The following is an 18,658-nucleotide window of genomic DNA, read 5'->3' on the forward strand; positions in this document are numbered from 1 at the left end:
AATATCTTTAATACGAATATTTAAAGGAACGTCATTGAATGTAACTTCAATTGGGTTACCATTGTTTTTAAATCTAGTTTCAATCTCTTCTAGTTCTTCAGATTCAGAAGCGCTTACTAGTGGTGTTCCATAAGCTAAATAAACGTTAATATCTTCATCGTCGAACTTCTCATATTTGTCTAAGTATAGGCAAATTCCACCTAATGCGCGAATAAATGCAGTTTCATCATTTTTAGAACCAGTGCTACTATGGCTATCAACGCCTAGTGGATTGAATGTTTCAATAAACTTAGCATGGTCTCCTAAAATATATCTTTCATTATTAACTGCTAATTCAAATCTGTTTTGGATCCCTAGTGCATTTCCGAATTTCATCATTTTTGGTGGCTCAAGGATAGTAATTGAAGGGAATGATCCTTCTCCTTTAGGTCCAACAATTTTAACTGCATTCAGACCTGCATCTACTCCAAGTATTAAATTTAGTGTCATAAATCGAAACTCCTCTCGAAAAACTATTATTATATGTGTTCGAGATTCATTTTAGCACACATTACCAACAAAATATAGTAGATTTCCCCGACATTTTATGATTTTTTATTACATTTTAATTTATTCTAGGGGAATCCACTTTTTATTTTGCTTCACGCCAATTGTATACTGCTGATTCGTTGCATTCAAAAGATTTCTGGTCTTCTAACTTTTGTTGTTTCTCTGATTCATTTTGGCGCTTCATAGCATTTTCTCTAATACGGTCTACTAGATTATTAGCGAAAAATGCTGGTTCATATTCGATTACTTCACCTTGAGATAAATACTTTTTAACGTTCATAGCATGTCTACCTATGGCGTTTAGTACATCTACCTTATGGAATGATGCAATTTCAGCTTCTGCAAGTGTTTTCTTTACAACGTTAAGTGCTTTTAAATCTGGACATATTCTAACTTGTTCAAGTATAGAATCTAATAAGGCATAATTATTGCGTCGAGAAACGATAGTCTCTCCTTGTTCGTCTTCTAATGGTTCTTCCTCTGTTTTAGATTTAGAAGACTTATTTAAGTTGGGGTCATTCTCGTTGGGATAAATCTCACTAGGATAAGGATAACTAGAATAAAGATCATTAGTGTGTACTTTTTCCTCCCCTAGGGCTGGAATATCTTCATCCCCTGGGGGAGGAATTTCTCCGTCACTAGGGGGTGTATTTTCTCCTACCCCCGGTACCGGAATTTCTCCCTCCCCAGGGGTGGAATTTTTACTACCCTCTTTTTTCACACCATACTTATCCTTAGCAGCAGCTATACACTCTTCTAGTGTTTTTAATGGTTCTTTCTTCTTTTTCTTACGCATCTTAACGTGCTTGTAGTATTCTTTTTCACCTAGAAAATGCGCTAGCGACGCTCCACTAGAATCTGGTTCATTCAAGTAGATTCTGTTAGCGCCACCATCTACTGCCTCTGTTGATACTAATTCCTCAGCTATAAGCTCGTCCATGAACTTAGTAACTGTTTTGTTTGATATGTTTAATGAGAATTCGATTTCCTGATTATCTAAAATACAGTAAATGTCACCTTTTTCATCTATAAAAGCAGGAGCTTCACTTCCATTAGCTACTGACATCTGTGTTGTGTATATAGATAAATTGAATCGGTCTCTTACTAGCATGTATAGTAATTTAGCACCGCTACTTAAGTTCTCGCGGTATTGTTTCTTCCAGATAAGTACCTTAGGTAATTTGTAAAACTCTTCGTTTGTTACGTCTTTTATGTTGATTCTTTTTTTAGACATGAAAAAAGCCTCCTGATCCATTAGTAGTTTAATAGTTTACTAGGGACAAAAGACTAAAAAAGGTTAAGAACCGTATTTTGTACTATTGAAGATGATAGTTTTTCATGATACAATAAGTACAAATCGAAATTTTATTTTTTACATTACAATTTTGACTCGAAACGAAATTGTATGTGTTCTTGTTTTTTTTAGTTTTTTGTCCTAGGCTGCGATGCGCGAACATCGTGGCCTATTTTTTTGTATTTTTAAGGTTAATCTATGTAAAATTTGTCGAATAGGTATTGACAAATTTGATTTAATACTGTTGATTTTCCTTAACTTCATCATACAAGGGATAAAAAGCGATTGCAATAACCTTTTTTGTGATTATTTTCCTCGGTTTTTTGATGACAAAAATGTCATTTTAGCTAAAAAAACCATATTAACATCGTTGATGTATTATTTATTCGACAAATTAGGATATGTTTTCATATGTCACATGAATGAAATATGTCGATAATGTCATTTATCTGAAAGGTGGGAAAATTTAATGAGATACGATTCTTCGTAATCAGGTAGGGGCGTTAGCCCCTACTTTTTTTGCATTCCCTGATGTTTGCAAATACTTATGAAAGGTGGTGGTGCTTTTGATAAAATTACTAGCATTTTTCAAATCAAGTGCTTATGTTACCTACATTAAGCAAACATCAGGAGGAAGTATTTTTGGAAAACCTTAATATCACTATTTACACAATTAACAGCGCAGAAGGAGAAAAGGTTGCAGAAAAATTGGCAAAGTATGATTTGATAGCAACAATTAAACACATTGTACGAGATCGTTTTACTTTTACTGAGTTCAAAGCTTTGTTAGCGTTAACAGACGATGGGTTAGATGATTTATTAACTCAACGTGGAAGCACAATTGATTTCCTTACAGAACAAGGGATTGAACTTGATGATTTAACATTACGTGAAGCATACAATGTTATTCTTCAGAATCCGAAGTTGCTAAAAACAACCATCTTGACAGATTGGAACAGGATTGCGTATGGTCTAAACGGCGCAAAGATGTTCCTTCCTCGACACGTAAGAAAACAAGAGCAACTAAAGATGTACGCTAAACCAGAAGCACAAGTCGAGTACCAGGAAGCTAGTTGAACATAAAGGGGAGTTGATCCTGTGCAACAACTTACTAATAAACTCGACTCAACTGAAATCTTTCAAACCATTTCTAAGACTAGTATGGTTGAAGATATAATCAACAACCTTGTTAGTTATCCAACACTACATGCAATAAAGATTCGTAAAGGAGCATTCAGCAACTACGAGCAGTACAAAGTGTTTTTGGAGAATGCACCAAAGTTTAAAAATCGTTTACAGAATTATTTTGCATTGTATTGTCATAAAAATGGATTTGCATCCAAACTTAAAGAAGAATATATCTCCGTTAGAGGTTACTATGTTGAAAATAAAAATTTTCTTGTATCTCTAGAAGGGGAAGAATTGATAACTATCTATGCAGAACTAAAGCCAGTAACAAATAAGGATTCTGTAGCAGGTCTTTATCATTGGGAGGATAAGTTGAATGAGTTACGAACTGATGTTAGTACCAATGGACTATAAAAAACATCTAAAAGGTGAAGGGTCAAAAGCTACTTCTAATTGTATTATGTGCGATTACGAACTTGCTTTAATCGATAAATTCACTAATGTAGCGGGTATGCCACAATCGCATACGGACTATGAAGGTATTTTTAGTATTTGTCCGCAATGTACAACACCACACTTAGAGTTATTAAGCGGAGTGGTAGATTTCAAAGGACCTGTTTTGATTGGGTGGGAATAAGCTCACCGCATCAGCGGTCTCTTTTTTTGACCTATTTTAGTGGATTCTAGTGTATTTCGGGATAAAAAATTAGAATCTGGTCTATCGTAAAAAATCTCAAAAAAAATATATCAAATTCGAAAAAAACTATTGAAAAAACCAAAACTAATGGTTTCGATGGAGGAGTAATTAAATGACAAACATGTTAGATGTAATTTATGCAGATACAAAATTAGAGGTACCAGCTAACACTGATATGAAGGCGTTAGAAGCAGCGATGATTGAGAATTTTCCTGAATTGAAGAATCCAACAATCACGCGAGAAGGCAATACAATCACTTTTACAGCTAAAGCAGGTACAAAAGGAGCAGATAATATGGAAATGTTAGATGTAGTTTACGCAGATACTAAATTGGAGGTTCCAGCCAACACAGACATGAAAGCATTAGAAGCAGCGATGATCGAGAACTTTCCAGAACTAAAAAACCCAACAATCACTCGTGAGGGGAACACAGTAACATTTACAGCAAAAGCCGGAACTAAAGGCTCTGACATGCTAGATGTTATCTACGCAGATACGAAGTTAGAAGTACCAGCGGATACTGATATGAAGGCTTTAGAAGCTGCAATGATCGAGAACTTCCCTGAATTAAAGAACCCTACAGTAACTCGTGAAGGGAACACAATCACATTCACGGCTAAAGCAGGAACTAAAGGCTCTGATATGTTAGAAGTTATCTATGCGGACACTAAACTAGATGTACCAGCAGATACTGACATGAAAGCACTGGAAGCAGCTATGATTGAAAACTTCCCAGAGCTAAAGAATCCAACTATTACTCGTGAAGGAAACGTTGTTACTTTCACTGCAAAAGCAGGTACAAAAGGTAATGTTGTTCCGTTTGTCCGTAAGTTTGCTATTGGTTTAGCTAAAGTAGCTTAGTAGATTTAAGGGGAAACTAACATTTTTTCCTTATATCCACTAAAAACAAATGGAATAAATTATTTTCTAGGGGAAACTAGTTTAATACACTGGTTTCCCTCATATTTTGTTTGAATTTAATAGATTGAGAGGTTTGCAGAATGGAAGAACCAGTTGTTTTAACTGTTCAAGCTGAATCTGTTGTTGAAGCTGAAACCATTTCAGAAGACAAAGTATCTCCCCTACTTCCTTTACCAATGCGAGTTATGGAAAGTTTTGAAGCGGTACAAGAGTCTAACTTCTGGCCATCTGAAGTCACATCAGTAGTTAGTGATTTAATGGCACCATCAACATTCGAAGAGTTCGGAGCAATCTTAAATAACACAACATCAAACTCCATCAATAGCATGGATCAGAGCATACAGGCACATAACAAGAATTATCGTGGATACTTATCCGAACTTGATAAAACGCCAAATGTCTTCTCCTTCGATGTTGATTATATTTAATGGGAAAGGAGAGTTTGGATGATTATTAATAATGATGTCCAATTTCGAAGAGGAATATTCAATATATTATTCACTTTAAAAACACATGTCAGAGATAATGAGTTTAGTGAGATTATTGAAGAACTTCAGGGAAAACTGGAACAGCTTCCTACTAATGACTTAGAACAATCTAAGCAGTTTTTCTTTGAGGTAACAAATAAAATAATGCAGGGTCTTTCGGATTACTACAACATTTCCCATGAACAAGTTAGTGGCGATGTGGTTCATAATGACGTATTCACTTTAAAAATGGACGAAAACACATCAGAAATGATTGAGACCTTTGCTAAATATAAAAACATGGCTCGTTTTAGAGATTCATTTCTTCAGTCATACAATTATGATTTCTGGAGAAGGTTTCGTGCTAATTACTACAACCCACGAATTAGTGACGTATGTACAGCAGGGGAAGATAAAAGTCTTGTTTTTAGAACCAATGAGATTCCAGCTATAGGACCGTTATTCCTACCAAAAGACAGAAGTGGTAAGCCTGTAGGAGTTACTACGGAATTCCAGTATTTTAGTAGTTTAATAAGTCGAGTGAACTCAGAAAAGAAATATATCGATGATCTTCGTGCAGATTATGAAGTATTAAACAAAGCAGTTAAGGCTTTTGATGAGCGACTTCAAGCATCTCTTCGTGAAGAACATATTCGTTTTGGAATTATTCATCTTAAAGAGATTCTTTCCCAAATTGTTATCCCAGTTGCGTTGATTGAGGATGATGAATTACGTGAACTATGCAAAGAACATAACCGTCAGGTATTTGTTAAAACACCTACACTAGATGAGTTAATGTATATTGGTTCGTCCGTACATATCTATTCGTCGCACGATATAAGCGATGATTCTAGTTATGTAGCTAAGCCAATTATGATTTCTGAAACACTTCCAACTGATACGGAAGAGTTAAAGTATCTAGGTGTTGGTCAATACACGGGTTATGACGATGAATCACCGCGTAGTTTAGAAGGGGCAAACCCATTCATTATCAACAACAACATCTTTGTTAAGGCTTCTTATGAAGACTTCCTTGCACTTATCCCTGAGGAATTAGTGGAAGATATGGGAATCTGTAAGAATCTAGTTGATTCTTTGGAGAACCCAGTGGAAGATATTCAATTAGAAGAAAATGAAACTCTTAAGTCTATTATTGACACTATCAAGGAAGATCAAACATTGGATTATAAGAAAATCATCGACGATTTCATGGCTTCTTCTACATATTTCGAGAATGAAGAAGACAAGGAGACAGGACCAGTGTTTATTCATGCTGCTGAGTATCAATTTGAGAAAAGCAACCTTTCTTTCAATAGAGAACTTCTAAAGAAAACGGGTAGACATCCAAATGGTTATCTTATTCTTAAAGATAACACAGGCAATCATGCGGGCATTCGAATAAATGAAGAGGGAATAAGTGAAATTTATATCAATACTGATATTGATAAGATATTTAAAGCCCTTCAATTGAACGCTGGACTCTACACGATTTATTCTTTCAGACACAGAGACATGTCAAGGCAAAGAGCTATTCTTACAATGCAACATTACACAGGATAACTTGGAGGAGAAAATATGGTTACATCAAAAACTACGATTGTCTTAGAACCAGAAAAAGTAACTGTAGAAACAGTTAATAAAGATGGTATTAAAGCAATTAAAAATACAAACATCGAAACAATTCAGCAAATCTTCATGAAAGAACAAGCAATGGAAACACCGTTACTTCCTTCTCAATGGGGAGTTGTTAAGTATTATCGTAAAAATCATTATGAAGGATATGTACTAACGACACCTCCAACAGAGCGTGTAGTTAAATTTGATATCGGACGTAGTAGCGAATTACCTACTGAAGTTACGCTACCAATTCCACCTATGTTGTGGGTTTTTGAAGTAATGACAGATCAAAGTGGTAAAAAGAAACTGACTCATTCAATGACTTACGTTATAAAGCATGAACTCCTATCGTTAAAAGACAAGGTGTTCCACGCACCGTTTTGTAACATTGGTATTAGTCATGGGATTTGTTGGGGCAGGACTTTACCTGAGGTACCTATCCCTAAATCAATTCAAAGCATTCCGGCTCGCTTCTTTTCACAGCCGTTTAATTATGATTTATCAGGAAACCGTGTAAAACCATTTGAATGGACACATCCGAATGGAAATACAGAAGACACAGAATGCGCTGTTTACCACATGATGAATGAAGCGGACAAATTAAAAGCAGCAAAAGAAGCAGGGGAGGCGTACTCTTATCCATTTGACTCGTTAAAACCAGCTGGAACAATGGATGTAGACACTGCAATCAAAACATATTTACCGGGGATATTCCGTTAGTTTCTAATGGAATATATGTTAATTTATTAGAAATTAATAGATTCCACTAGATTATAGTGTATTACCATTGTTAGTAGGGGAATCTGTTGTTTTCTGATTTATACTAGTGTATAAAACTATCTTTGATAGAAATAGAAAAGAACGGGAGAAAAGATAATGACACTTAATCTTACAAATCTACTAGCGAGTCAAGTAACAGGGTATCTTGCTTACAATGACCATTACAACACAGACACCTTGAAAAAGATTAATTACGTAACTGCGGCAAACGGATTATTCCGTGTTGAAAAAACACCAATTGCTATTTTTAAGGTAAAGGTTCAGGAATATAAGAAACCAATTCCAGGTTTAAAAACTATGGAGGAAGGTCCAGAACTTATTGCTCCAAAGATTCCATTTAAGTTTTTACAGATGGCACTTAGCTTCTATTTAGATGTTTATGAAAAAGATAAAACAGAAGCATCTTTATTATTCTTCTGGAACAAAGACAATAAACGTTTACCGGAAGTCTATTCTGATAACTCACCAGTTAAGGGCTTAATATCAGAAGGAGAACTAGTTGTATATGTACCACGCCAAGAAAACCAAGGTGGTCTTTCTGAGTTTCATAAAGATCCTGTAGTGGATTGGTTAAGAACTAATCTTTGCATTCTTTGTGAAACACACAGTCATCATGTTATGAATGCTTATTTCAGTGGAACTGATGATGCAAATGAAAATGCTACTCAGTTTTATGGTGTTTGGGGACATATTACAAGTCAGCAACCAAAATTTGCGTTCCGTTATGTAAGTGGAGAAGCAAAAATTGAAATTAGTCCTGATGTATTATTTGAATGGCCAATGGTAACGACGACAACGACAGAAGTTATTACTTTTGAAGATGAAACTTTAGAACCATTAACTTCTATCAATCAAGAACATCATATGTTTAAAGGACCATTCAAGAAACTTGAGTATCCTACTGAATGGATGGAGCAGCATACTGCAAAAAGAGTTGTACCAGCATTACCAACAATAGGCGGACGAGGAACCTTTCCCCACAATAGAAGTTATGTCTCCCGTTTCGATGGACGGCTTGACCAAATCGGATGGGATTTTGAACACGATCCGAATGCATTTAACCCAGCTTTTGAAGAGGATCTTTCTTCGAGATTAATGTCAGGTCATACAATTACAGGTTCAAGTTTCGAAAACGCTGAAGTAATTCAATTCATGAATTTACCTGATGAGAAAAACAAGTTAGATATTCGAGACAATATTTATGATTTGTGTTCAGAATATGAACGACATGGTTATTCACAAGTAATTGAATCTACCATTAATGGTATGAAACAAAATGCAATTTAATAAATGTGTGCGGGGCTAACGCCCCGACACTTTATGCTATACAGGAAGGGAGAAAAATAATGGCATTTCAATTAAATTTAGAACCAACTTTTACGTTAAATACTAGCTATCAAATGGCAAAAGTTTTTGTTGTTGTTGGCGCTGGTGGTACAGGTGGTTATTTTATTCCAAACTTAGCACGACAAATTTCTATTACTAATAAACTACGTCGCATTGAGCGATTACCTGAACACAAACTGCTTATTATAGACCAAGATGAAGTTAGCTTATCTAATCTTAATCGTCAAAACTTTGTTGAAAAAGATCTTGATAGTAACAAAGCAGAAGTTTTAGCTACTAGATATGGAGTTGCTTTCCAGACAAATATTCGATTCCTGGACCAATACATTACATCTACTAAGATGTTAGAAGACATCGTAATTGCTAGTTGTACTGACATTAACACTCAAATTCCAGTTATTGTTGATTGCGTGGATAATAACAAAACTCGTGTCTTCATTCATGAAGCAGTTCAAAACTTAAAGAAAAAAGTTCGTGGTATATATTCTTTAAGTAGTGGTAATGAATTCTTAAACGGTCAGGTTGTTTGTGGTTTTGTTCCTGGAAAAGGAAGTAGTTCATCTTCACTGTATAACAGTTCTTGGTTCCGCACACCAACAGTTACAGAAATGTTTCCTGAAATTCTTGAAGGTGGAGATAAGCTTCCAACTGAATTAAGTTGTGATGAAGCAGCTGTATCAAATCCACAAAATATCATGACAAACATCAATGCTGCTACTGAACTATTTAAGTTTGCCAATATCTTATTAACAGCTAATACAGAAAACGAAGAGCTTCCCGGCTTAAAATACTTTGCAGTTACTTTTGATACACAGCAAGGTACTACTCGCACGTTCCTAAATAAGAAGAGTGTAATCGATGAATTTATTGCTTAATTCAAATCAGCAGATGGCTCAGGATTTTAGCCATCTGTTTTTTTCTTTTGAAGAACATATGGAACGCGGGGAGCAAGACAAAGCAAAAGAAATTTCTAAAAAGCAAGATATGCTATTGAAAGAACTTAAGGAAAATGGCTATGATGTAGGCGCTTTGTTAGAAGAGTTAAAAACAAGAAAATCATTTAGAAAAAGCTATGAAACTATTATTGTTTTTACTGATGGTGGTGTAAGAAACAATCATGATGTTAGTCAAGAATCTATCGCTGCAAGTGCTTTTGCAATTTACGGTGATCAGAAGATGTTAACACACGAGTCTTCTTTTATTGGTAACTCAATTCAATTACCTTCTGGTGAAAAGATTGATATTAATTCTACATTTGCTGAGTATCATGGATTACTTCAAGCGTTACTATTTGTAGAGAAGTATAGAGCTTCAGCTAAAAGAATAATATTTCTTACTGATTGTGCATCAATGGTGCAACACATTCAACAAAAACTACCACAACAAAGAGTATTTAAAGAATATGTTTTAGATTTAATTAGTAAATTAGATAGTATCCCTAATGTAGAGTTAAAGCACATACCAAGAGAGCATAATAAGATCACAGACGGGCTTGTTAACCAACTCTTAGATAAATATGAAAGGGGCGAATATACATGCAACTAACAAAAGAAGAAGCAGCCAAGTTAATGAAACAGATTCAACCACATATTAGTGGATTCTCCTACAGTCTTCAGGCAAATGGTGAAGATGGACAGGATATAGTTTGTGGTGGAAGAATCAAACTTGTTTTTGACATGTATAAATACAATGACCAAACAGAAGGAGATCTTTCCTATGTAACAATTGAAGATGGTCTTGGTGAATTACTAATTCTAGTACCTGGTGTTTTATGGAGGAATCTCGGCGCCAAGAAAGGTGACATTGTTATTGCAAGTGGAAAATTGTTTGCTCTAAAAAGAGAATGTAAATTTAAATCAAAAGCAGGTACAGATATTATTGTACCGCATGGATATGAACCTCTGCGTGTGTTAGTTAGAGAGATTAATATACTACCGGAAGAAGGCGCTGAATAGCGTCTTTTTATTTACTAAAAATTTTAAGAATACTATTTTCTCCCGACCTATTGACTTTTCGATTTCAAATGGTTGTGTTTGTACAAGCGAAAAAAGAATAACGGTCGAATGCCCTTAAATCGACTCGAAATAAAAGGTAAGGTGAGCTGAGCCAATGCATAAAATCAGCGTACTCTCCATCAGTCAAGGAATTTCCGCTGTTTACGTCCGGGAGAGGAGTCTTAGAGAGGTGACGACTACCTCTTGCAAAGAAAGGTCGGGTGGAGTCCTGGTTCTTACGAGAACGTAGCTTACGGACAATACAGTGTTGGGCAGGATTAACATTGTGTTCGTATGAAGGGAAACCTTATGTAAAAACAGCGGTGACTCATAATCTCTCAGGTACTTATACAAAAGTAAAGTGTCATTACATTTATCCTATCCTACATGTTGAAGTCTTATCTTCGGCAGTAGGGTAGGTATATTATGATCTACTACAACTCGGCAGCTAACCAAAAGTGTAAGTACCTGAGTAGATGTCACCTATAAAGTTTTTGTCATCCATTTAGGTTATCGACTATCTCATAAACGACAGTCATCAAAGACAGAAAGACAGTCGGTAATCTAAAAGACTACAAAAACCAAAAAACAGTAAACCAAATCATGAGGGAGATGAACAGGTTGACAACTGAAGAATTAGAACCGGTAGAAGGTATTATTCCGGATGTAGTACCTGATGTAGTTATACCTGATGTATCTGATTTCCTTATTGGAGGAAGTAAGTACATCTTAGATCCTAGTACATTAAAAACACAAGAAGACGTCCTAAACGTTATTAAGCATTTCTCAACTAGAGTAGAGCTTCATGTGTTTGACATTGTAGGTATCGAACACTATGTAAAACCAGTAACAAATAATCAAACACACTAAGAGATAACTCAGGAGGATTTTAATTATGAAAACATTAACTTTAACTAAAGAATATATCGAATCGGTAGCAAAATCTTTAATCCATGCAACTCCACAAGAAGTATTGGACTTCAAAGCATTAATGGAAATCCATCCACAAGGCGAAGAACTTGTTGCAGCACTTAACGAAGTAGGTCCTCGTCTTATTGTTGAGGCATTACTTGAAGCATTATTTGCTGATGTAGAAGAAGCTGTTTGTGAAGAAGCGAAACAAGAGCCTACACCTAATGCATCATCAGTTTCTCAATTCACTGCTCAAGAACTTTCTAACTTTATTAGTCAACAAGCTCCAAAAGCAAAAATCGAACCAGTATTTATTCCTTATATCAAACCAGAACCACAAGTTGATATTTCTGCTTCTATTAAAGAACAAGTTGCTTACAAAAATCTGGTAGAGGGTATTAAAGCTCAAGCTGAATCTAAGCCAGCGTTTGACCTTTCTGCTTCTATTAAAGGACAAGTAGTAGAGCAACAAGCTGCTAAAACAAACGAAGAAAAAATCAAAGGTATTCTTAATGAAATCGTTGAGGAAATCATCAATGAGGATGCTGCTAGTGAAATAATTAGCTTAGATCCTAACACAATTAAATTATACGAAGTTGCATTCTCTACTGTTTTCTTTACAAAAGCAAATGTATTAGGTTTCGCAGAGCCTGTAGAATATGCTCACGAATACACAGCATATATCTTATCTTCACTTGCTTCTTACTTAGTTGAAGAAGAAGGATTTGAACTTGCATTCAATGTAGTAGAAGGAAAAGTGGTAGCGGGTTTGGTTTAATACCGTACTTACGAAGAAAATATGGGGTAGCTACGGCTACCCTTGTTTTTCTGGAAGGAGAGAAATAGATGGATGGTAAGATTCTTATCCAGACCCTTTTGTATGGGATTAATCAATTAGCAACAAAACAAGTAACACAAATAGACGCAGGTAAAGACATTCTTATTTCTTCTATGAAGATTTTAGATATTGGTAAGGAAATGGTTATACCTAAACTTTTTCAAAAGGAAGCTTCAGCTACCTACAATATAAACAACAATAGAGTAGTTAGCGATATGTCTTTGTTATCTGAAGTACTGACAGCTTTTCTAAGAAAGAAGAAAGAGTTAATCGGGTCATCTAGAATAGATAGCTCCGAATCATTTAAATATCGTCGTAACACAGGAACTACTTTACCTTTGCAGTTCCATGACTTTTTTATAGTAGAACAAGCGTATATGTATTCGTTGGCGTATCTTGACTCTTCAGATGATTATGCCTATGAATATGATGGGCTTATAGAGCTAGGCGCATTAGTTGCAATCTATCTATTTGAAAATATGACAAGACAAAATGAGTACTACCTTCATGACTCTTGGGGTAATATGGATGAAAATCCAGGCGGTCTCTATAAATTTAAAAGCAATACAAACGTCAAGGATTATATTGAAAGTATAATCGAAGATATTGAGGGTATTGATGAGCATGAAGAAGACGAGGACGAAGAAGAATGACGATGACACTAACAAATAACAAAATAGTACCTTTCGCGCATTTACATTTACATACACCAGAAGGTAGTTTGTTAGATGGATTCTGTCGTATTGATCCAATGATAAAATTAGCTCAAGAATTCGGTATGGATTCAATTGGTGTAAGTGATCATGGTACATGTTTCGCTCATATTCAGTTCTATAAAAAATGTAAGGCAGCTGGTATTCATCCCGTTTTAGGAATGGAAGGATACATCGCCCCTAGAAAACAGTGGAAAAAAGCAGATTTTGATAGAATCAACTACACTGATGTTGCGTATCGTACAAAAGAAGAACTAGCGAAATTAGAAAGTGAAGGATATATAGCTTTTGAAAAGAAGCAAAGAGATTCTTTCACTAAAGGTAAAACTACAAAACCTGAACACGTTGAGTTCTTGGCGAAGTTAAATGAAAAGGATCCAGCAGCGTTTGATGCATTAAAAAAATCTACTCGTTGGTATTTATCAGGAAAGCAAGATGACAAACAAAAGCGTTTATTTGAATGGTCTCCTAGAATAGCTCACTTGCTTATGATTGCTAAAAACAATGAAGGTTATAAAAACCTAATCAAATTAACAACGATTGGTTCTGTAGAAGGATTCTACGGGAAACCTCGATTCGATTATGGTGACATTAAGAAGTATGGTAAGGGAATTATCGCAACTTCATCTTGTCTTGGTGGAACAATTCCACAATTAATTCGTAGAGGTAAATTCCGTGTTGCAAAGAATCATATTAAGTTCTACAAAAAATGTTTTGATGAATTCTATCTTGAAATTCAGCCTAGCACAATGCAGGAACAAATCCTTGTAAATAATATTTTAATAGAGTGGTCGAAAGAATTAGACGTTCCTCTAGTAGCAACTTCAGATGCACATATGTTACGTCCTGAAGATCGTCCAGTTCATAAAGCAATTACTTCTATTAATAAAGGCAAAGATGAAGATGAATCCGATATTGATGTCTATGAGCATTGTGTATTCTATTCTGCCGAAGAAATGTTGGCGATGGGAATGCCTGAAGAAGCATTGATTAATGCTTATAACATAGCTCATTCTTGTCATGTTGATTTAGATGAATCAAGCATTAAGTATCCAGAGTTTGAAGTACCAGATGACTTCGATTTCGATAGTTATTTAGCTCATATTTCAAATAAGGGCTTAATGGAGAAAATTGCAGAGGGTAACTTTGTAGGGAAAAACTTCTACAAAATGTATAGAAAATATAAACGAAGACTTGATTATGAGCTAGAAGTAATTAAAAACAAAAACATCAGTGCTTATATGTTAATAGTTTGGGATTATATTAACTTTGCAAAACGTAATGATATTTTAGTAGGTCCTGGTCGGGGTTCAGCTGCAGGTTCACTTGTAGCATACGTAACAGGTATTACTAACTTAGACCCGATTCGTTACAATCTGTTATTTGAACGTAAACTGATTGCGTTCGTTAAATTGGGTGAATTCAGGGGAAGCCTACGTGCTATGAAGCATATGGTAATCCTGAGCCGAGCTGCATAGGGATATGCAGAAGGTGCAACGACTAATCGTATACCACTAGAACAGTGATGAAGCGGACACGAGCGCCCAATACAAAACATTGATTTTTATATATTTAAGTGGTTATCGTGAATCCAGAAAGTCCAAGGATGGAGACGATATCATGCCAACTATGAAAACATTAACTTGTGAAAACTGCGGAAATGAATTTGAAGTCTTAGCTAAAAGAAAAACAGCTCGTTTTTGTACTAAAGGGTGTTCAATATCTTTTAGACAAAAAATACATGATCCTGATTTTATGAGTATCAATGATGAACTTCATTTTTATTTGTTAGGGTTGATTCTTACAGACGGTTGCATATCTAAACAAGAAAATAAAGAGGAGAGAATGACGCTTCGATTATCGGATAAACAAATTGTTGAAGAATTGCACCCTTTGATGTCACCAGACAGAAAACTGTATGCAAACAAACCGTATAAGGAAGAGCACAATGTTTCTTATGCCATTGTTAGTACGAATAAAGAAGCAATTGCAACTCTAAAAGGTTATGGAATAGAGCATGGAAAGACTTATTCAGTTGAATACCCAAAGATAGCAAAAGAACATACACATCATTTTATTAGAGGATTATTTGATGGTGATGGAAGTATCTTCACAAATGTTGTAAAGCAGAAGAAAGCTGATGGTTCTATTCTACATAGACCATACAAGCACATTTCGTTTACAACCGCTTCTATTAATTTTGCAGAAGGATTGAAGTCAGAACTAGAATCTTTTGGATACCATCCAAAGATTACAGAAGACGTTCGCGGCGGTAAATTCTATGTGAAACTTTATAGACAGAAAGAAATACAGTCTTTTGGTGAATGGATATATGCAGATTCACACTACTACTTAAATAGAAAGAAACAATCTTTTGTAATGATATAGTCTGAGCTGCAGGGAAACTTGCAGAAGGCAGGATAAAGAGCCTGTCGATAACAAAACTGTTCATTAATCCGGAACGCCCTGGTTTCCCGGACATAGATACCGATTTCGATTACTTAAGACGACATGAAGTAATTGAATATGTAACTAAGAAATATGGTGCAGATAAAGTAGCACAGATTGCAACATTCGGTACTCTATCTACTAAATCAGCATTAAAAGATATTGGTCGAGCACTTGGTATTGATCATAATGAAATTAATGAACTAAACAAATACATTCCTTCTCATCAAGGTAAAGTAATGCCTATCTCTGAAGCTTTAGAAGAGATTAAAGAAGTAAAGGCTTATGCGAAAAGGTATCCAAGACTATTCGAATTAGCTTTAGAAGTAGAAAGTATGCCACGTACTCAAGGTATTCACGCTTGTGGAATGCTAATAACTGCTGAACCAATTACAAATGAAGTAGCGCTTGTAAGAGGAAAAGGCGGAGAAAGTATAGCGGGATATGATGGTCCTACTTTAGAAGCTAAAGGATATATTAAGTTTGACTTCTTAGGACTTAAAAACTTATCAGTAGTTGAACTTTGCCGAAGAATGGTTGAGGATCGATACGGGTATCTAATTGATGTAGATAATCTGATACCAGAAGATCAAAAAACATTCGATATGATTCAAAGAGGAGAAACGGATGGAGTATTCCAGATCGAATCTGACGGAATGAAGAAAATGTTTATGGGTCTAAACAAGGTAGATTTTGAAACATTAATTGCAGGTGTATCATTATACCGCCCAGGCCCAATGGATTATATTCCGAAATACACTGCATTGGCGAATGGTCATGAAGAAGTACCTCAAGTACATCCTGCTTTTGATGAAATCACACGCAATACGTTCTCTATTATGATTTACCAAGAGCAAGTAATGCAGGTTTCTACTGAAATGGCTGGATATTCAAAAGGGGAAGCGGACGTTCTTCGTAAAGCGGTCGGCAAAAAAAAGATAGAAATCTTAGAGCCAGCATTAGAAGAACTTCATAATCGACTAACGCAAAATAACGTACCGACTCAGGTAGCTACAAAGATTTGTGATGATATACGTCCATTCGCTGGTTATGCATTTAACCGATCTCATGCTGCATGTTACGCATATATCGCTTATCAAACTGCTTACCTTAAAGCTAATTACCCTCTAGAATACATGACTGCATTACTTCAAGTATTCTATACAGAGGAAGATAAGGTTGTTAAATTAGTAAAAGTAATTCGAGATATGGGAATTGAAGTATTACCTCCGGATATTAACCGTTCAGAAATTGGATTTACGATTGAAGGAGAGAATGCAATTCGATTTGGATTAGGTGCTATCAAAGGTCTTGGAGAAGCAACACTAGAAGCAATTATTGAAGAAAGAAAACCACGAATGGCTCCTGCTGTTCGTGATGAAGATGGATTAGAAACTGTAATTTCAAAAGAGGAAGCAGATGAAATCGCAGCTACTCCTGATTTAGGGATTGTAGTAGGTTCTGTTGCTGTTGGTGGACCATTTACATCAGCACAAGATGTAATAAAACGTATCCCTAAGAAGAACTTCAATAAGAAAGCTATCACATCATTATGTTATTCAGGTGCGTTTGATGCATTAGCTGAAGGGCTATGTAATAACCGCTTTGAGTATTTAGCCCATATGTTTGATATTCGCGGTGAAGCACCAGATTCAGAACTAATTGAACAAATTACAAAATATACAGACCGTATTAAGTTCGAAAAAGAACGTGAAGTACTTGGTCTATATATTAGCGGACACGTTCTCGATCGACTAGCTGAACCTACAGATTGGGAAGGGCTAGATGATGCTACTCATACTACAATGGTAGCTCTTACAGAAGCACGCGTTATACGCACAAAAAAGGGAGACAACATGGCTTTCTTACGAGTTGATACATTAGAGGGTGAACGTAGTTTAACACTGTTCCCATCCCATTATGAGCAGGTAAAAGAAGGCTTAGTCGCAGGAATGATAATGAAGGTTGGTATAAAGGGTCAGATGAACTGGCAACGAAACCAAAAAGACTTCATTATCAATTCAATTACGATTCCGAAGAAGATTAACAAAGATATTTGGAAGCGAATTGAGAAAGATAATGTCCAAGTAGGAGCGGCGTAAAACCCGCTCGTACTTATTAAGAAACGGAGGGGAATTTTTATGACAAAGGTAGAGAATAAAAAGTATTTCGCAAAGGAAGTAACTAGTCTACTTAATATATCTAACAGAACATTATGTAGATATTCTGCTCTTTTAGAAAAGTATGGATATGATTTTGGTAGAAATAAATACTTGCATCGCATCTACTTTATTCAAGACATCGCGGTTTTAAGAGAAATACATAATGCTAGATGTTTAGAGAAAACAATAGAAGAAACAGTTGCTGAAGTAATTAAAGGTAAAGTCGTAGCAAATACACAAGAAGCTAAAACTGTTCAGTTAGTTTTACCGTTATTAAATTCAGCAGGAGAACCTGTTAAGAAGTCAACAAACAAACAAGATAATGTCAACACAGATAAAGATGATTTCTTACGAATTAAAATTGGTGAAGCTTCTATTGAAGTAAAACCAGGTTTTGATCCGGCATTTGTTAGTGACGTAGTAAAAGCACTTTCTGTAAATATCTAAAGAATAAAGCGGCGTAAAAACCGCTTTTATTTTTATAAGGAGAATATCTATGAAAAAATCAATTGGTATTGTATTACTTGGAGTTATGCTACTAGGAGCATGTGAAAGTTCAGCAGGTGCTTCATTAGGTAGGTTGAAAGTAATAGGAGAAGATAAAATAGCAAGTGATATCACTATTTTTGAAGATACAGCGACAGGCTGCCAATTTATGAATACAAACCAAGGGTACGCTGCTTCTATTACACCTATCTTAACACCAGAGGGTAAACCTTATTGCCCGAAAAAGTAATTCACACAAAAGAGAAATATGATGTTAACATAAAGTACTTATATACTAGGAGGG

20 protein-coding genes and 1 pseudogene are annotated in these 18,658 nt (G+C 35.5%); 19 read left to right on the plus strand and 2 right to left on the minus strand.

All coding sequences use genetic code 11. The features are described 5' to 3' along the window. Both ASE54_RS28225 and ASE54_RS28230 read right to left on the minus strand, forming a co-directional pair. A pseudogene (locus ASE54_RS28225) lies at positions 1-489 on the minus strand (hypothetical protein); the annotation flags it as partial. A 142-nt stretch (positions 490-631) separates the two neighbouring features. Further along, a complete protein-coding gene (locus ASE54_RS28230) occupies positions 632-1,783 on the minus strand; it encodes a replication initiator protein A (protein ID WP_000039126.1) in 1,152 nt (383 codons plus the stop codon). A 702-nt stretch (positions 1,784-2,485) separates the two neighbouring features. Here ASE54_RS28230 and ASE54_RS28235 point away from each other — a divergent pair. The 19 genes from ASE54_RS28235 (at position 2,486) to ASE54_RS28325 (ending at position 18,604) form a co-directional block, all read left to right on the plus strand. Next, on the plus strand, positions 2,486-2,920 hold the full coding sequence (locus ASE54_RS28235) for an ArsC/Spx/MgsR family protein (RefSeq protein WP_000429378.1): 435 nt from the start codon (positions 2,486-2,488) through the stop codon (positions 2,918-2,920). A 21-nt stretch (positions 2,921-2,941) separates the two neighbouring features. Further along, complete coding sequence (locus ASE54_RS28240) at positions 2,942-3,385, plus strand: hypothetical protein (protein WP_001186810.1); 444 nt, start codon at positions 2,942-2,944, stop codon at positions 3,383-3,385. After that, positions 3,348-3,608, plus strand: coding sequence for a hypothetical protein (locus ASE54_RS28245; RefSeq protein WP_014895376.1), 261 nt, complete (start codon positions 3,348-3,350; stop codon positions 3,606-3,608). The genes ASE54_RS28240 and ASE54_RS28245 overlap by 38 nt, the downstream gene beginning before the upstream one ends. 172 nt (positions 3,609-3,780) lie before the next feature. Beyond that, positions 3,781-4,530, plus strand: a complete 750-nt coding sequence (locus ASE54_RS28250) for a hypothetical protein (RefSeq protein ID WP_000183580.1) — start codon at positions 3,781-3,783, stop codon at positions 4,528-4,530. Between the two features lie 140 nt (positions 4,531-4,670). Next, complete coding sequence (locus ASE54_RS28255) at positions 4,671-5,018, plus strand: hypothetical protein (protein WP_000392413.1); 348 nt, start codon at positions 4,671-4,673, stop codon at positions 5,016-5,018. An 18-nt stretch (positions 5,019-5,036) separates the two neighbouring features. Further along, positions 5,037-6,617 carry a hypothetical protein gene (locus ASE54_RS28260; protein ID WP_000586245.1) on the plus strand — a complete coding sequence of 527 codons (1,581 nt, stop codon included), beginning with the start codon at positions 5,037-5,039 and terminating at the stop codon, positions 6,615-6,617. 15 nt (positions 6,618-6,632) lie between these two features. Beyond that, positions 6,633-7,394 carry a hypothetical protein gene (locus ASE54_RS28265; RefSeq protein ID WP_000258786.1) on the plus strand — a complete coding sequence of 254 codons (762 nt, stop codon included), beginning with the start codon at positions 6,633-6,635 and terminating at the stop codon, positions 7,392-7,394. 156 nt (positions 7,395-7,550) lie between these two features. Next, positions 7,551-8,741, plus strand: coding sequence for a hypothetical protein (locus ASE54_RS28270; RefSeq protein ID WP_000174336.1), 1,191 nt, complete (start codon positions 7,551-7,553; stop codon positions 8,739-8,741). 59 nt (positions 8,742-8,800) lie between these two features. Next, a complete protein-coding gene (locus ASE54_RS28275) occupies positions 8,801-9,676 on the plus strand; it encodes a ThiF family adenylyltransferase (protein WP_000885434.1) in 876 nt (291 codons plus the stop codon). After that, positions 9,660-10,346 carry a reverse transcriptase-like protein gene (locus ASE54_RS28280; protein WP_001050741.1) on the plus strand — a complete coding sequence of 229 codons (687 nt, stop codon included), beginning with the start codon at positions 9,660-9,662 and terminating at the stop codon, positions 10,344-10,346. The genes ASE54_RS28275 and ASE54_RS28280 overlap by 17 nt, the downstream gene beginning before the upstream one ends. Continuing rightward, a complete protein-coding gene (locus ASE54_RS28285; RefSeq protein ID WP_001177565.1) occupies positions 10,337-10,756 on the plus strand; it encodes a hypothetical protein in 420 nt (139 codons plus the stop codon). Before ASE54_RS28280 ends, ASE54_RS28285 begins: the two co-directional genes overlap by 10 nt. Before the next feature lie 651 nt (positions 10,757-11,407). Next, a complete protein-coding gene (locus tag ASE54_RS28290; RefSeq protein ID WP_226790174.1) occupies positions 11,408-11,665 on the plus strand; it encodes a hypothetical protein in 258 nt (85 codons plus the stop codon). 25 nt (positions 11,666-11,690) lie between these two features. Next, positions 11,691-12,485 (plus strand): hypothetical protein, encoded by a 795-nt coding sequence (locus ASE54_RS28295; protein WP_000855128.1) that lies wholly within the window; start codon positions 11,691-11,693, stop codon positions 12,483-12,485. Between the two features lie 68 nt (positions 12,486-12,553). Further along, entirely contained in the window at positions 12,554-13,198 is a 645-nt protein-coding gene (locus ASE54_RS28300; protein ID WP_000348751.1) for a hypothetical protein, read from the plus strand. Beyond that, a complete protein-coding gene (locus ASE54_RS28305; protein WP_000178916.1) occupies positions 13,195-14,736 on the plus strand; it encodes a PHP domain-containing protein in 1,542 nt (513 codons plus the stop codon). Before ASE54_RS28300 ends, ASE54_RS28305 begins: the two co-directional genes overlap by 4 nt. Before the next feature lie 142 nt (positions 14,737-14,878). Continuing rightward, on the plus strand, positions 14,879-15,646 hold the full coding sequence (locus ASE54_RS28310) for an LAGLIDADG family homing endonuclease (RefSeq protein ID WP_001142742.1): 768 nt from the start codon (positions 14,879-14,881) through the stop codon (positions 15,644-15,646). A gap of 62 nt (positions 15,647-15,708) precedes the next feature. Continuing rightward, positions 15,709-17,808 (plus strand): DNA polymerase III subunit alpha, encoded by a 2,100-nt coding sequence (gene dnaE / locus ASE54_RS28315; protein ID WP_080548771.1) that lies wholly within the window; start codon positions 15,709-15,711, stop codon positions 17,806-17,808. 39 nt (positions 17,809-17,847) lie between these two features. Beyond that, positions 17,848-18,315 carry a hypothetical protein gene (locus ASE54_RS28320; protein WP_000169680.1) on the plus strand — a complete coding sequence of 156 codons (468 nt, stop codon included), beginning with the start codon at positions 17,848-17,850 and terminating at the stop codon, positions 18,313-18,315. 49 nt (positions 18,316-18,364) lie between these two features. Continuing rightward, the gene (locus tag ASE54_RS28325; protein ID WP_000748200.1) at positions 18,365-18,604 is read left to right on the plus strand and encodes a DUF6440 family protein; all 240 of its coding nucleotides are present in this window, start codon (positions 18,365-18,367) and stop codon (positions 18,602-18,604) included. Positions 18,605-18,658 lie beyond the last annotated feature (54 nt).

The organism is Bacillus sp. Root131, from assembly GCF_001429475.1.
Classification (GTDB): domain Bacteria; phylum Bacillota; class Bacilli; order Bacillales; family Bacillaceae_G; genus Bacillus_A; species Bacillus_A thuringiensis_S.